The sequence below is a fragment of the Vibrio sp. Y42_MX_L11 genome (assembly GCF_024181785.1).
Taxonomy (GTDB): domain Bacteria; phylum Pseudomonadota; class Gammaproteobacteria; order Enterobacterales; family Vibrionaceae; genus Vibrio; species Vibrio diabolicus.
In genome coordinates this window covers 93458-107396 of record NZ_JAMZAP010000014.1, presented here as the reverse complement: position 1 = coordinate 107396, position 13939 = coordinate 93458, and the positions used below count along the sequence as shown (strand labels likewise).

Below are 13939 nucleotides of genomic sequence, written 5' to 3'. Positions count from 1 at the left end.
TTAATTAGAAGGAAAAGTACAAAAAAGCAAATCATGAGGCATTAACCTCATACCCTGACACGAACTCCGTGTGCGCGCATTAACGGATAAAAGTGCCGCTGAGTCTAATGATTAAAATCTATCATCTCGATTATGATTTCTTGTCGTGCGCTGATGTGAACATTTGTTTACCAGAGCGTCCATTCAGCTGTTATAGTTGGTCTGACCAGCATGGAAGCGGTCATGAAAAATCTCACTCAAATAAGGACATATTTTGCAGCTGCACAGAATTCAGGGATACATTCAGACCATGTATCTCGCCGAATATCCCGATAAATTAATGTTGCTTGATGGTGCAAGTCGAGCAGATATTCCTCACCTTAAAGATTTTATTGAACATCAACTCCATCGTCCTTTTTCTGACCTAAAGTTGGTCGTTGTAACTCACATGCATCCAGACCACGCTGGTGGCGCGCACAAACTGCGTGATTTAACTGGATGTAAGCTATTGGCCGCAAAGCGAGAGAGCCAATGGTATAGCGGTATAGACGGTTGGCTAATGCATTTGACCGATTTGATGTTGGCACGCTGGATGGCGAATCGGATGCGTAAACCAAAGCAAAACCTGTGGTATTCGCGCAAGTTAAAGCCAGATATCGAACTCATCGATGGAGAGTGTATTCCGGGGTTTGATGATTGGCAGGTACTAGAAACGCAGGGACATACCGATAGAGATTTGTCGGTTTATCATTCTGAACAAGATGTATTGTATGTGGCGGATTTGATGGTGCAAGTTAAGAAACACCTGATTGCGCCGTTTCCCATATTTCATCCAAACCAATATCGCCAATCATTAAAGCGTGTGTTTGAGATGGAGCCGCAATGTTTGCTTTTGGCGCATGGGGGAGAGGTGACTTTTGATGAGAAAGCGTATCAGCACATTCTGCATACTGCGCCGACTAAGCCGATGACCCATTGGCGCGTCACAAAGGTTAAAGCGAAGGGATTGTTGTTTGCGCTATTTCGCAGGAAGTAGACGAAGATAAAGCCAGATGAGTGATGCTCAACAAAGACGCTCGATCACTCATCTGAAGCTACGGGGTTAAGATGCCAATAAATGAGATTGGCTAGGGTCGACCAGCACTTTGTCTGCCATACCCTGACGGCCTAACAACATCATGTAAGTCATTTTTTCACGGTTGGTCAACGTAATGTCGATTGGCCATTGTTTGTCACCCATGCGCAGCATGGTAGTGATAACGCAGCGATGCTCAAAGGTACCGTTTGAAGATTTCACTTTACGGTTTGCCTTTAGCTTCGCTGTGCAGCGAACCACTTGTTCTAAATGATAAACATCCGGGTGTAGATCGAATGCAACGTAAGACTGACCATCTTTTTCAAAGCAATCAATGTTATCTACATGCAATGAAGAGGTTTGTGCGCCCGTATCAATGCGCGCTTCAAGGTGAGTAATCCCTAACTCAGGTAAGCAAATAGCTTCGGCGTTCCCAATGATCATTTTCTGATTCATAGTGTCATCCTAGCGATGAGTAATACGAGAGCCTACTGAGCAGGCTCTCACTCAAACAATTATCAACCTTTACCACGAGTACGGTTTGCGTGTGGTTTTGCGTTTTTCTCGATAAAGTCGAAAATCATACCAGCAACGTCTTTTTCTGTAGCGAGCTCGATACCTTCAAGACCTGGTGAAGAATTCACTTCCATTACCACTGGGCCGTTTTTAGATTGAAGGATATCTACACCGCATAGGTTTAACCCCATGACTTTTGCCGCGTTAATCGCAGTAGCGCGCTCTTCTTTGCTTAGTCGCACTAACTGTGCAGAGCCGCCGCGATGTAAGTTAGAGCGGAACTCGCCTTCTTTCGCTTGGCGCTTCATCGCTGCAATCACTTTATTACCGACAACAAAGCAACGTATGTCTGCGCCTTTAGCTTCTTCGATGAACTCTTGCACCATGATGTTTGCTTTCAACCCCATGAATGCTTCGATCACGCTTTCTGCTGCTTTGTTGGTTTCAGCAAGCACAACACCGATGCCTTGAGTTCCTTCTAGTAATTTAATCACTAGAGGTGCGCCACCAACATTTTTGATCACGTCCTGAATGTTATCAGGGTGGTGAGCAAAGCCAGTGCGCGGCAAGCCGATGCCTTTACGCGATAACAGTTGCAACGAGCGTAATTTGTCACGAGAGCGGCTGATCGCGACCGATTCGTTGACACAAAATGTGCCCATCATTTCAAACTGACGTACAACCGCGGTACCGTAGAATGTGATGGATGCACCGATGCGAGGAATCACAGCGTCGTATTGTGGCAATTCTTCACCCTTATAGCGGATCTTAGGGTTGTTGCTCGTAATGTCCATATAACAGTGCAGAGTATCGATGACGTCTACTTGATGTCCACGCTCTTCACCTGCCTGTTTTAGGCGCATGGTTGAATATAAATTCTCATTACGAGAGAGAATAGCAATACGCATGGCAATTCCTTAGTAAGTCAGTACCAAATTAAAAATATAAGTATAGAGTATAGAATGCAGCAGGTATGTGATATTTAGGTGATATTACCTACTGACTTCAACGATTTAGATGTGTGGTTGGACAACCACTTCGTTAGAGGTGCGCACCTTAGGTTATTTTCTCGCGAGAAGAAAACGAAAAAAACTCGTCGTTACGACAAAAATAATTTGTTGAATCATCGGGCACTCTCAGCGTCGTAAGCCGGAAGTTGTCTGTGGACTTTTTTAAGCAAACGGATTACGACGAGTTTAAAACGTTAGGCTATTCTGTAGTTTGTTTTGAGTTTGTGATGACGTCCAATAACACATCTTTAATTGTTTGATAGCGCAGTGGCAGAACACGGCTGCGTTTGCGAACTAAAAATAACTCTTCACACACGGTGTTTTTCAGTTGTGCGATGTGCAAGGTATCTTTTTGTGGGAAATTGTCGACAGCACTTTGAGGCAGTACGGTGAAACCGAGTCCTTTACTCACAGGTAGTAAAATTTGGCTTAATTGATTCACGTAGCCGGATAATGGTAAATCGCTCATCTTAATTTCTTGGAGATCTTGTTCCGCGCATTGGTCAAAAAACAGCGTCATGTAGTGCTTGGCATCAGGATGGGCAATGACACCACAGTCGTGCAAGAGTTGTGGTGTTATCTGCTTTTCGCGGTATTGATTAGGTAGGACTAAGCACAACTGCTCCTTACCAATTCTTTCACTGTGAAATAAACCTTTGTGAGGAACATCAGTTACGATACCAATATCAATGCTTCCTTCCGTTATTGCATTGAGAATCGAGTGATTGGGTGCGGCTTCTAAATGCAGCGATAAGCCTGGGTGCTGTTTTTGCTTTTCTAAAAGAGGGCCATACAGCATCAATGCCATTGCGCCAGAACAGGCCAGTTTACAGTGACCTGAAAATGCATCATCAAAACTGAGTTCTTCGAGCAACGCTTTCTCTCTTTCTTCTAACTCCAGCGCGTAGGCGTAAACAATCCGACCTTGCTCTGTTAATTCGAAGCTTTTGTTTTCACGTTTGATCAGCGCATGCTGACAACTTTGCTCTAACTTTTTGATGTGTTGGCTGACACCAGGTTGGGTCATAAAAAGTTTTTCTGCCGTTTGTGTGAAATGACCGACTTCAATCAATGTCTTAAATGTATGTAACCAAACAGGATTAAGCATAATGTGAGATTTGCTGTGAGCTTGCTGAAAGACGTAGAGAAAATGATAGCACGGCACGAAATAAATCGACGCAAGAGAATCGGGTGCCTCGAGAATAATAAATAGCAGACAAAATAAAACCCCGCCTGGTTTCCCAGACGGGGCTTATTCTCTTTCGCAGCAATCCGGCTACTATAGGTGCTCCCTGCATCTATCCTTGATTGTGGCTAAGTCCTTTAACCGAGTTCCTTGTTCATCGCCTTCCTAGCGGTGTCCATTCTTGCCTATCATCCTGACGGGCGAACTCTATCCTAGAGCTTAACTACATCCTTGCTGATAACTCATCCTAAGCTACCAAATCTTCATCCTGAAGATACCTAGTCCATTAGGTTTTTTTCCTGTTCCCGCCAACATCCTGTCGACACAATCAGTATTGATGTTTTGCTGATTACTCTCAATTAGCTAGGTAAAAAAACTTTGGCAGCGAATATTGTGTGAAATGTCATAAGTGATAATTTTCAATGATTTATACTAACTTTTCGATTTTATCTTAGTCAATGATGGTCGTTTTGCTTACATTGCTTGTGAGAGATCTCGCACGTGGTGTCGAGCAAATGTCCGAATTGGCGTCGTTTTCATCCTGTTTAAGAATTTGCTCAAGATCACAACTCGATTTGTAGCCATAAAATTTGGCGATAGTATTAGGTGGAATTTCCATTTCTTTGATGGCGAATGTTGCCCATTCATCACGTGTTTTGTGCAGGACTTGGCGTAGCTTGACAGTGAAGTGACTCATGAAAGCCTCCTTAGTTATCTTGTCTTTCAAGGCAACAATAAGGAGCGTGACGACACAAAGTTGATAGTATGCCGCTTAATATCAATACTATTTCGGCGTGATGAAGATTAAGCTGGCAATACTGATATTATTTGAGCGTGAAACAATACTATTTTGTGGAGTAGCCAATGGCACACATCGAAAAAGTACCACAAAGACCAGGTTTTTCTTGGCGCTATCGTCGCATTGATGAGCCAGAAAAAGAGTACGATCTCCATTTTCACGATGATGTGTTTGAATTAGTCATCCATCGCCACTTCACTGGCAGTTTGCATATTGGTCATCACGAATTAGAAGTGACTCACAACCAAATGCTATTGATCGCTCCAGGTGTGCCTCACTCTATTCATTCCACATTGGTCGAGAGCAAGTGCGAGACTCATGTGATCTGGTTTAAGCGTGAGTGGATTGCCAATTTGATGTTCTATTGCGCAGAGCTTAGAAAGCTTGATCCGCTTTTAAAGGCGGCCAACAAAGGTGTGGTGTTTTCTGAGCGGACAGCTCAGCACGTTGTGGATCTTCTGCATGAGCTCATGACGTTTCCTGCAATGGAGCAACTCTCGAGATTTCTCCATGTTTTGTCTCTGATTGCTCACGATGAAGGAGCGAAAACACTGATGACTCACTCTTATTTATCGATGAGTGAACACGAATTACAGGAAAGAGAACGAGTGGCAAGTGTCAACGCGTATCTCGAACAGCACTTTGCTAGCAAAGTGACGCTCGCGAACTTGGCGAACCATTTATCGCTGAGTGAAAGTGCGGTCACAAGATTGTTTCAAAAGCACTTTAAAGAGCCGTTTAGCCAACGCCTAATGAAATTGCGGATCAATCATGCCGCAGATTTGCTGCAATCAACGCCTTTGCCGATTGGAATTGTGTTTGAGAGAGTAGGGTATCGAAACCAAGCCCTGTTTAATCGTCACTTCAAAACGTATAAAGGGCTTACGCCACGCGAGTACCGTCAGCAATATCAGCAGCGAATCCAGCCTTAATTGGGTCGCACACAACTGCGATCACGAACGCGAAAAGAGTTACTCGGCTGAAAGTGATGGGCAATTGATATCTTACTTGCAAAATTTTTCAGGAATCATTATTAAGATTCAGTGACAGATAATATAGGGAACTTGATTGCCATTTTTCTGTCATATCTGGTGAGTAAGTTAACCGTGTCAGAGAGATAATACGCCGTTTACTAGCCAAAGATGACTGCAAGAAATCGGTAATTATCATTATGTTGTGAAATTGGTCACGGTTAAATAATTGGTTCCCTTATAGATTGAAGGGGATTCGACCTTAGACAATAAGCTCCATAAGGAGCGTTACTTATATAAGATGAGGGATTTTACTATGAAAAAGACTAGAAGAGCTCAGCTACATCGTGTGCGTATTCAATACTGGAAAGACACGAAAGACGCACCAGCTAAAAAATCATAGTTAATGATACCTAAAGGCACGAGCTGGCAGTGGAACGCCGTTTCCCGCTGATTGCCAGCTCAAAAACGCCACAATCACATTCACTCCGCACAACCTCCAAGCACTCTACTTTTACTATCACACACTTCCAAAAGTAAAAAAGCCAGTCCGGAGACCAGCTTTTTATTATTGTCAGTATGACTCTGTTACTTACAGGTAGTTTGCGTCAACCAAGTCGCCAGCTTTTGCGCTTTTCACTTCTGGACGTGCTTCTAACCATGCAATAACTTGTGCTTTTTGCTCTTCAGTAGCACTGCCGTAACGGTCAGTAGAGCATAGGAAGCCTTCAAACAGTTCTAGACCACCGCCGCCGAAGCAAAGGCCAAGCCCATCAATGTAGTCGATAAAGTCATCAACGAATGCATCGTAACGGTCGAAGTCGTTGATGTCTGTTTCACAGCTGATCTCGAAACCTAGGATTGCGAACTCACCTAAGAACAGCTTTTTACGGATACGACGGCTCTTGTTATCGATCTTGTCTAATTTCATGATTATCTCTCGTAGATGATTTGAATTCGTACACCTTATACCTTCTATCACACTTTAGCCCAAGTAAAATCAGAATGAAGCGATACAGTTGGTGATTATGTGACCAAAACTTAATTGCTCAATTGGTAACGCTGCTGAGTTTGCTGCACTAATGAAACACAAGTTTCATATGTTTTAAGCACTTTTGTCATTTTTCTTCTCCAAACTTCTTGCCGTTCAACTAATCACTTATTTATTAATTAAACTATAAGATCGGGAAAGTAAAAATGAGCAAGGAAACCTTTGACGCGACGCGTTATAACCAAAGTGAAAACAAACCATTTGAAGAAGTATTAGAAGCGAGCCTATCTCGACGCAGCATTCTGAAAGGTGGTTTAGGCATCAGTGCGATGACTGCATTTGGTGCTTTCGGATTGGCTGGTTGTAATTCATCGGACTCAGGAAGTACAGTAAGCAGTGGCTCGGGCGTATCTAAAGCCGTTCTTAACTTTGAATCTATTCCTGGCTCACTCACTGACGCCGTTTCAATTCCACAAGGCTACACCGCACAAGTATTGGTACCTTGGGGAACACCACTTAATGCACAAGGCAGCGCATGGCAAAATGATGGTACCAACACCAGTACCGATCAGTTAAATGCGCTAGGCATGCACCATGACGGCATGCATTTTTTCCCATTGAACGATAGCACCACAGATGGCTTGCTATGTATTAACCACGAGTACATTGATACATCAGCACTGCATCCAAACGGTCCGACGGTTGAAAATGGCGTACGTACCATTGTAGATGAAGTGCGCAAAGAGATTAACGCTCATGGCGTATCAGTGGTTCGTATTCAGCTTGAAGACAACATGTGGAAGCTAGTTGATACCGATCCACTAAACCGCCGTTACACTGGTGCGACAGCAATGGACTTATCTGGCCCGGTCGCGCACACGTCACTAACCGTCACTCGTTTCTCGCCAGATGGCAGCCAAGCACGTGGTACGTTAAACAACTGTGGCAACGGCTACACGCCATGGGGCACTTACTTAACTTGTGAAGAGAACTGGCCTGGTTACTTTGTTAACGCCGGGACTCGTACAGAAGAACAAGATCGCATTGGTGTTGATGACCAAAGCACACGCTACTTGTGGGAAACACTTGCAGGAAATGCAGAAGAGCGACTCGATGAGTTCTCTCGCTTTAATGTGGCTCCAACAGGAGCAAGTGCAATGGATGATTACCGTAATGAAGCCAATGGTCACGGTTACATCGTCGAAATTGACCCTTACACGCAAAACTCGCGTGCGAAGAAGCGTACTGCACTAGGTCGTTTTCGTCACGAAGGCTGTACTTTTGGTAAGCTTGAAGAAGGCAAACCAGTGGTATTCTACTCTGGTCACGACTCTCGCTTTGAGTACCTATACAAATTTGAATCTGCGGCAGCGTGGGATCCAGCAGATGCTAACCCTGATAACCGCCTAGCGACAGGCGATAAGTACATGGACGAAGGCACACTTTATGTTGCGCGTTTCAATGAAGACAGTACAGGTACTTGGTTACCGTTGACGCTTGATAGCGTGACAAAATCTGGTGGTACGTTAGCGGATCACTTTAACTCATTGGCTGAAATTATCATTAATACGGCAGGCGCGGCTGACCTCGTTGGGGCAACTCCAATGGATCGCCCAGAGTGGTGTACGGTTGATCCATTCACAGGCTCGGTTTACTTAACATTGACGAATAATACGCGCCGTACTGATGAAACTAATCCTGCGAACCCACGTTTGAACAATAAGTTTGGTCACGTTATTCGTTGGGATGAAGGGGCCTCAGCTACAGACTTTACTTGGGATATTTTTGTCTTTGGTTCGCCAGCAAATGGTGATGCAGATACCAACCGTTCTGGCCTGAATGAGCTAAACCAGTTTGCTAGCCCTGACGGATTAGCGTTTGATGGCCGTGGTATTTTGTGGATTCAGACCGATAACGGCGCAGATGAAGTTACGTCTTACACTAATGATCAAATGTTGGCCGTTGTGCCATCTAAGCTAACAGATGAGAATGGTGACCAAGCAGTGATTGGTGCAGATAACCAAGCTGAGCTTAAACGCTTCTTTGTTGGACCAAATGGTTGTGAAGTGACAGGCTTTACTATCAGCCCTGATTACAAATCATTGTTTGTGAATATTCAGCACCCAGGTAACTGGCCATACAGTGAAGATGCCGCCGAAGAAACGCCTGCAGGTGTTTCTGTGCGCCCAAGAGCGGCGACGGTTGTCATTCGACGTGAAGACGGTGGAGAGATTGCAGTTTAATCTCTAAATGCATTAACACCTTAAAATTCAAGCCCTGCAAATGCAGGGCTTGATGGTTTAGGCGAATGCCTAGTCGCACTTTATATCCAGACAACAGGCTTAGCTTTTCAATGAACCGCCTGAAGTACGAATCACGTCTTGATACCAGTAGAAGCTCTTCTTGCGTTTACGCTCTAGCGTTCCTTGCCCATCATCATGACGATCGACATAAATATAACCGTAACGCTTGCTCATTTCGGCTGTTGAGTTAGCCACCAAGTCGATAGGCCCCCAGCTGGTGAAGCCCATCAACTCAACGCCATCAAGAATCGCTTCGTGTGCTTGAACCAAATGATCATTAAGGTATGAAATTCGATAATCGTCTTGGATTTCCCCGTTTTCATCGAATTCATCGCGAGCGCCTAAGCCATTCTCGACGATAAATAGCGGCTTTTGGTAACGATCGTGAAGGAAGTTAAGCAAAACGCGCAGGCCTTTTGGATCGATCAACCAGCTCCATTGGCTCTTTTCAAGGTATGGGTTTGGTACGCTATCGACGATGTTACCCACTTCTTTCTGTTTCGGATCGGCACTCGCACAGCCACTTGCGTAGTAGCTGAATGAGATGAAATCGACACTTGCCGATGCGATCTCTTCTAAGTCGCCTTCTTCCATCTGAATTTCAATGCCATTTTCACGGAAGTAACGTTTCATGTAGCCTGGGTACTGACCACGAGTCTGCACATCACCGAAGAACAACCACTTGTTGTTTTCATGCATGGCGGCTAACACATCATCAGGGTTACAAGTGTATGGGTAGTTGATTGCGCCAAGCAGCATGTTACCAATCTTGCCGTTTGGTACGATTTGCTGACACAGTTTTACCGCTTTCGCGTTTGCGACTAGCTGGTGGTGAATCGCTTGGTAAATCTCTTGTTCACTGGCGTCTTCTTGCAAGCCCACTCCCGTAAATGGCGCATGCAGTGACATGTTGATTTCGTTGAACGTTAACCATAGCTTCACTTTGTCTTTGTAGCGTTCCAGCACGGTGCGAGCGTAACGCTCGAAAAACTCTATCACTCGACGATCGCCCCAACCACCATAATTCTCAACCAAGGCGTAAGGCATCTCGTAATGAGAAAGCGTCACAAATGGTTGAATGTCGTGTTTGGCTAGCTCATCAAAAATTTTGTCGTAAAACGCCAGTCCTTCTTCATTTGGCGCAAGCTCATCGCCATTAGGAAAAATACGGCTCCAAGCGATGGATAAGCGCAGGCAGGTGAATCCCATCTCTTTAAACAGGGCAATATCTTCTGGATAGCGATTGTAGAAATCGATAGCAAGATCTTTGATACCAGGCGTTCGTTCTTCACGCGTTTGATGCGGGCTTAGAATGCCGTTTGGCAACATATCTGATGTTGATAAACCTTTCCCCCCAAGGTTGTATGCCCCCTCTACCTGGTTTGCCGCAATGGCACCACCCCAAAGGAAATTATCTGGAAACTTAATCATGTTTCTCACTCTTTATATTTAGGAAATATTTGTGGATTTATTGCTTGAGAATAGTGTAGGAGACATCTCGATACTTGTAGCGAGATCGTGTTTTTATCAGTTCATCACCAAACGTCAGTAATGATAAACATTGAGATATAGGATGGTTGTTAACAATGCCAACCTAAGTGAATTTAGGTTGGCATTCGTATTCAAAACGTAAATGCTAAATTCGCCGCCGCACCAAACTGGTTATCGCCAGCGTAAGACCCTGCTAGGTCTACACTGATCACATCAAAAGGACTGATGCCAATGCCACCTGTCACCGAGTTATCGAGGTTATTTTCTAGGTCAACTTCATAACCAGCGCGGAGTTGCGCCCATCCCCAAGCATTCCCCTCGATACCAACGCGAATAAACTGGGTGTCATCGTCGAGCTCTTTAAAGCGCTTTTGTTTGGTGAGATCGGCGTCTAGGCTCAGAGCGACATAATCCCCGACATAGCCGATACCAAGGGTCGCTTGTGGCGTGAGTTCGTAGGTATAGTTGCCAAGTTTTGTTTCTATATCTTGTTCGAAGACGTCTTTTAACGAGAGACCAGCTCTAAATGCGTTGTGATACCAAGCGACCCCAAGATCCATATTGAACGTGTTCTTTGATACTTCACTTTTGTCGTAATCCTCGATATCAAAGTCATCTAGTGTTGTACGCTGCGTATAGGTTTTAAGCTGTTGGTATTTGGGCGTAATACCAAATGCGAATTGCTGCCCACCTATCGTGTAAGCGCGAGCCAAGGCAACGCCATATTCCGCACTACCGAAAGCCGCTAGGTCGACGGCAGAATTGAGGTATCGATCTGCGGTGTTTGTTGAATCTGAGATATCGGGTGCCGCAAGTATCTCCACATAACCAGCGCTAAAAAGGTTTACCGACATGTAGCGTGTCGGAATCGCAATCGCGAGGCTCAGACCTCCGTTAATGACGACTGGAGCACTCTTATCTAATTGATCGAGTAGTCGATTAAGTTCGGCTTCGTTCGCAGGTGTGGGAATGCCCTGAATACTATCGTAAAGGTCTTGAACATCATCAACGGCTGATAAAGCTTCATTCTCATCGTGAATATTGACGCCGAGAGCAGGAATGAGTAGGCCGATATCGTCATTTTCTCGATAGAGAGCGCCTAGGGCTGGGTTGTGTAGAGGAGCGGTTAAATAGTCAGCGGAAACAACGCCTGTATTTCCCATTCCGTGACTTCGAGCGTCCGCTGCGTAAGGTGCTGCAAAAGCGTGAGGTGATAAAATAAAAAGCGCCCCTGTTGCTGCTAAAGTTAGTTTTCTCATAACGCATCCATTCTTACTTTAAATAATTACTTATCAATAAATTAGATGGTGGGAGCTAAAACTTGGTGTCAACCACCAAAAATTGTGCTGATGAATAGCATGTGGCGATTCATCAAGTTAAGCGTAGGTTAGGCAACTCGCTTTATAAAGTTGATCAGGGTTTATTGCTCTTTAATTGCGTGGAGAAAAGCTGGAGAGGTAGATGGCGTTGGATTAGCTACGATGAGGAGCGAGCTCAAACATTAAGGTGAAGGACATGCCTTTATCAGCGTTGAGCTGCGCACTGACTTTCCCATGCATATCTCGCATATTGTTGGCGGTGATGGAAAGCCCTAACCCTAGTCCTTCACCAATTTTTTTACTGGTTTGGAAAGGCTCGAACATGGTATCGAGTTGGTCTGAAGGTACCCCACACCCATTATCACTTACCACGACCTCGACATTATCGGAAGTGGGTGTAACGGCAATCATTAACTGTGGTTCTTGGGTCTCTTTCATCGCATCTAATGCGTTAGAAATTAGGTTGCCGAGCACTTGTTGTAGGCGTTGCTCTTCGCCAATGATATTGGGTAAGTCGTTGGGAATGCGTACCCGAACATCTACCTTCGCGAGTTGAGATTGATAGACGCGTAGCGTCTCTTCTAAAGCGTTTGTCAGCGATATCTCGTGCAGTGTTTCTGGTTTATTGTAGGCAAACGTTTTTAGCTGACTGGTCATGCTCGCCATGCGGTCAATCAACTTTTGAATCAACTTGTTATTGGCTTTCATCATGTCTGTTTGTCCACGTTCTGCTAGCAACTCGTTGGTGGTTAAAAGGGTACGCAGGCCAGTCAATGGTTGGTTTAACTCGTGGGTAATCGCGCTCGACATTCTGCCCAATGCTGCCATTTTGCTTGATTCAATCAATTGCTCTTGGGCTTGTTTTAAAGCTTGAGTTCGCTCTTCCACCCTTTGAGCGAGCTCTTGGTTAATCAGCTGCAGCGATTGTTCCGCTTTTTTACGTTTGCTAATGTCGATTACGGTAGCAAGGAAATACTGCTCACCGTGCCATGGGAAGCTAGTGAGTGAAAATAGTACAGGAAATACGCTGCCATCACTGCGTCGCGCCATGGTTTCTACAGCGCTAATCTCTGCCAGTTCCTTATGCTTTGGCAGATCTCTAAGCAAAGTGAGTGTGGTTGAATTTGAATTACCCGCATCAAATAACTCCCAGGCGAAGGTATGACGATTCACACTTTCAGGAAGACAACAAAGGCGTTTTGCCATTGGGTTGAGGTCGAACAATAGACCTTGTTCATCAATCAACAACAAACCAACATGTGTTTTATTGATCATCTGTTTAAGTCGGCGTTGCGATTCTTCTAGTAAGGCTTGAATACGCTGCTGATTGAGATGCTTTTGTCGACGCTGTAAACCAATGATCACCAACAGGATAAGGAGCAGGAGGAGCGCTGCGATGCTCCATCCAATGACACTAATCGTTTGCTGAACAGGTTTGGTCGGAATAAGGTAACTGACAAACCAGTTTAAGTCGTCCAGCTTTACTGTGTGTGCAAAGTAGCGCTGCTGATTGAGAGTCCAGAAATGAATCACCGTATTGTCATACAGCGTTTGAGTTTCGACTTTGACTTGGTTATTCGGTTCATTAAACCAGTCGGCGTTATAGTTTGTGCTGCTGGAGAGGAAGAAGCGTTGATGGCGATTTTGTAGCGTGATGATGTCTTGGCTGGTGATGGTCTGCTCTGTTAGCAAACTCAGGTTGATTTGAACAACAACGATGCCCGCTATCTCCAAACCATCAAAAATTGGTGCAGAGAGGTAGTAAAGTGGACTAGAACCTTTTGTTTTATTCACTAGTGAGACGCCTTCTCCCTGACGTTGTATTTGTTCGACAATCGCACGGCGGTCAGAGCGACTGAACCGTTCATCGATCAGACTCGATACCAACACTTCTCCCGAGGTTGAAAGTATCAACCAACCCTCTGTATTCGCGGCTTTATCGAGCTGTGTCAGTTGTGCTTGAAGTGGCTCGTAGTAGTTTAAATTGCCTTTAACAAACGCAATTGTTTCTGGGTTATTCGTGACGAGATAGGGAAGGTGATAGAAACGTTTTAATGCTCGGCGGACTTCACCAATGTAGTCGAGGAGTTTCTGTTGTGCTTCTTGTTGAGTTTGGACGCTCAGCCATTGATGGGCCACCTCTCGGCTAGCACCGTAGAAAAAGATCACCAGCGCACTGATCAATACGGCGGTTAGCCACATTTTCCCATTCTTAGTGCGCTGCATTCGGACTCCGTTTGGCTGAATATAGTTATCGTAGTTGGTAGTGAAAGAGTGCGCTTAACTGATTGGATGTTAA

General features: G+C 44.8%; 11 protein-coding genes. 3 read left to right on the top strand and 8 right to left on the bottom strand.

Annotated elements, in window-relative coordinates; genetic code table 11:
- Positions 1 to 289: 289 nt before the first annotated feature.
- Positions 290 to 1015, top strand: a complete 726-nt coding sequence (locus NL643_RS15120; RefSeq protein ID WP_253644745.1) for an MBL fold metallo-hydrolase — start codon at positions 290 to 292, stop codon at positions 1013 to 1015.
- Between the two features lie 66 nt (positions 1016 to 1081).
- Here NL643_RS15120 and NL643_RS15115 read toward each other — a convergent pair whose 3' ends face one another.
- The 4 genes from NL643_RS15115 to NL643_RS15100 form a co-directional block, all read right to left on the bottom strand.
- Positions 1082 to 1510 (bottom strand): RimK/LysX family protein, encoded by a 429-nt coding sequence (locus NL643_RS15115; protein WP_005393584.1) that lies wholly within the window; start codon positions 1508 to 1510, stop codon positions 1082 to 1084.
- Positions 1511 to 1572: 62 nt separating this feature from the next.
- Positions 1573 to 2478, bottom strand: a complete 906-nt coding sequence (rimK, locus tag NL643_RS15110; RefSeq protein ID WP_005393586.1) for a 30S ribosomal protein S6--L-glutamate ligase — start codon at positions 2476 to 2478, stop codon at positions 1573 to 1575.
- Between the two features lie 301 nt (positions 2479 to 2779).
- The gene (locus NL643_RS15105) at positions 2780 to 3688 is read right to left on the bottom strand and encodes a LysR family transcriptional regulator (RefSeq protein ID WP_005393588.1); all 909 of its coding nucleotides are present in this window, start codon (positions 3686 to 3688) and stop codon (positions 2780 to 2782) included.
- 529 nt (positions 3689 to 4217) lie between these two features.
- Positions 4218 to 4463, bottom strand: a complete 246-nt coding sequence (locus tag NL643_RS15100; RefSeq protein WP_005393590.1) for a hypothetical protein — start codon at positions 4461 to 4463, stop codon at positions 4218 to 4220.
- Between the two features lie 167 nt (positions 4464 to 4630).
- Between NL643_RS15100 and NL643_RS15095 the strand changes: the two genes are divergently transcribed.
- Entirely contained in the window at positions 4631 to 5497 is an 867-nt protein-coding gene (locus tag NL643_RS15095) for an AraC family transcriptional regulator (RefSeq protein ID WP_253644733.1), read from the top strand.
- Positions 5498 to 6128: 631 nt separating this feature from the next.
- On the opposite strand, the gene NL643_RS15090 is transcribed toward NL643_RS15095, so the two are convergent.
- Positions 6129 to 6467, bottom strand: coding sequence for a YggL family protein (locus NL643_RS15090; RefSeq protein WP_005393599.1), 339 nt, complete (start codon positions 6465 to 6467; stop codon positions 6129 to 6131).
- A 266-nt stretch (positions 6468 to 6733) separates the two neighbouring features.
- Between NL643_RS15090 and NL643_RS15085 the strand changes: the two genes are divergently transcribed.
- Positions 6734 to 8770 (top strand): PhoX family phosphatase, encoded by a 2037-nt coding sequence (locus tag NL643_RS15085; RefSeq protein ID WP_253644732.1) that lies wholly within the window; start codon positions 6734 to 6736, stop codon positions 8768 to 8770.
- Positions 8771 to 8869: 99 nt separating this feature from the next.
- On the opposite strand, the gene NL643_RS15080 is transcribed toward NL643_RS15085, so the two are convergent.
- From NL643_RS15080 to NL643_RS15070, 3 genes are all read right to left on the bottom strand, one after another.
- On the bottom strand, positions 8870 to 10261 hold the full coding sequence (locus NL643_RS15080) for a glycoside hydrolase family 1 protein (RefSeq protein WP_253644731.1): 1392 nt from the start codon (positions 10259 to 10261) through the stop codon (positions 8870 to 8872).
- Between the two features lie 191 nt (positions 10262 to 10452).
- Positions 10453 to 11580 carry a conjugal transfer protein TraF gene (locus NL643_RS15075; RefSeq protein WP_170901985.1) on the bottom strand — a complete coding sequence of 376 codons (1128 nt, stop codon included), beginning with the start codon at positions 11578 to 11580 and terminating at the stop codon, positions 10453 to 10455.
- 213 nt (positions 11581 to 11793) lie between these two features.
- The gene (locus NL643_RS15070; RefSeq protein ID WP_253644730.1) at positions 11794 to 13866 is read right to left on the bottom strand and encodes an ATP-binding protein; all 2073 of its coding nucleotides are present in this window, start codon (positions 13864 to 13866) and stop codon (positions 11794 to 11796) included.
- Positions 13867 to 13939 lie beyond the last annotated feature (73 nt).

Bases quoted from the DNA above. Each gene is read 5' to 3' on its own strand.
- NL643_RS15120 (WP_253644745.1), top strand. From the start codon at position 290: ATGTATCTCGCCGAATATCCCGATAAATTAATGTTGCTTGATGGTGCA.
- NL643_RS15115 (WP_005393584.1), bottom strand. From the start codon at position 1,510: ATGAATCAGAAAATGATCATTGGGAACGCCGAAGCTATTTGCTTACCT.
- rimK (WP_005393586.1), bottom strand. From the start codon at position 2,478: ATGCGTATTGCTATTCTCTCTCGTAATGAGAATTTATATTCAACCATG.
- NL643_RS15105 (WP_005393588.1), bottom strand. From the start codon at position 3,688: ATGCTTAATCCTGTTTGGTTACATACATTTAAGACATTGATTGAAGTC.
- NL643_RS15100 (WP_005393590.1), bottom strand. From the start codon at position 4,463: ATGAGTCACTTCACTGTCAAGCTACGCCAAGTCCTGCACAAAACACGT.
- NL643_RS15095 (WP_253644733.1), top strand. From the start codon at position 4,631: ATGGCACACATCGAAAAAGTACCACAAAGACCAGGTTTTTCTTGGCGC.
- NL643_RS15090 (WP_005393599.1), bottom strand. From the start codon at position 6,467: ATGAAATTAGACAAGATCGATAACAAGAGCCGTCGTATCCGTAAAAAG.
- NL643_RS15085 (WP_253644732.1), top strand. From the start codon at position 6,734: ATGAGCAAGGAAACCTTTGACGCGACGCGTTATAACCAAAGTGAAAAC.
- NL643_RS15080 (WP_253644731.1), bottom strand. From the start codon at position 10,261: ATGATTAAGTTTCCAGATAATTTCCTTTGGGGTGGTGCCATTGCGGCA.
- NL643_RS15075 (WP_170901985.1), bottom strand. From the start codon at position 11,580: ATGAGAAAACTAACTTTAGCAGCAACAGGGGCGCTTTTTATTTTATCA.
- NL643_RS15070 (WP_253644730.1), bottom strand. From the start codon at position 13,866: ATGCAGCGCACTAAGAATGGGAAAATGTGGCTAACCGCCGTATTGATC.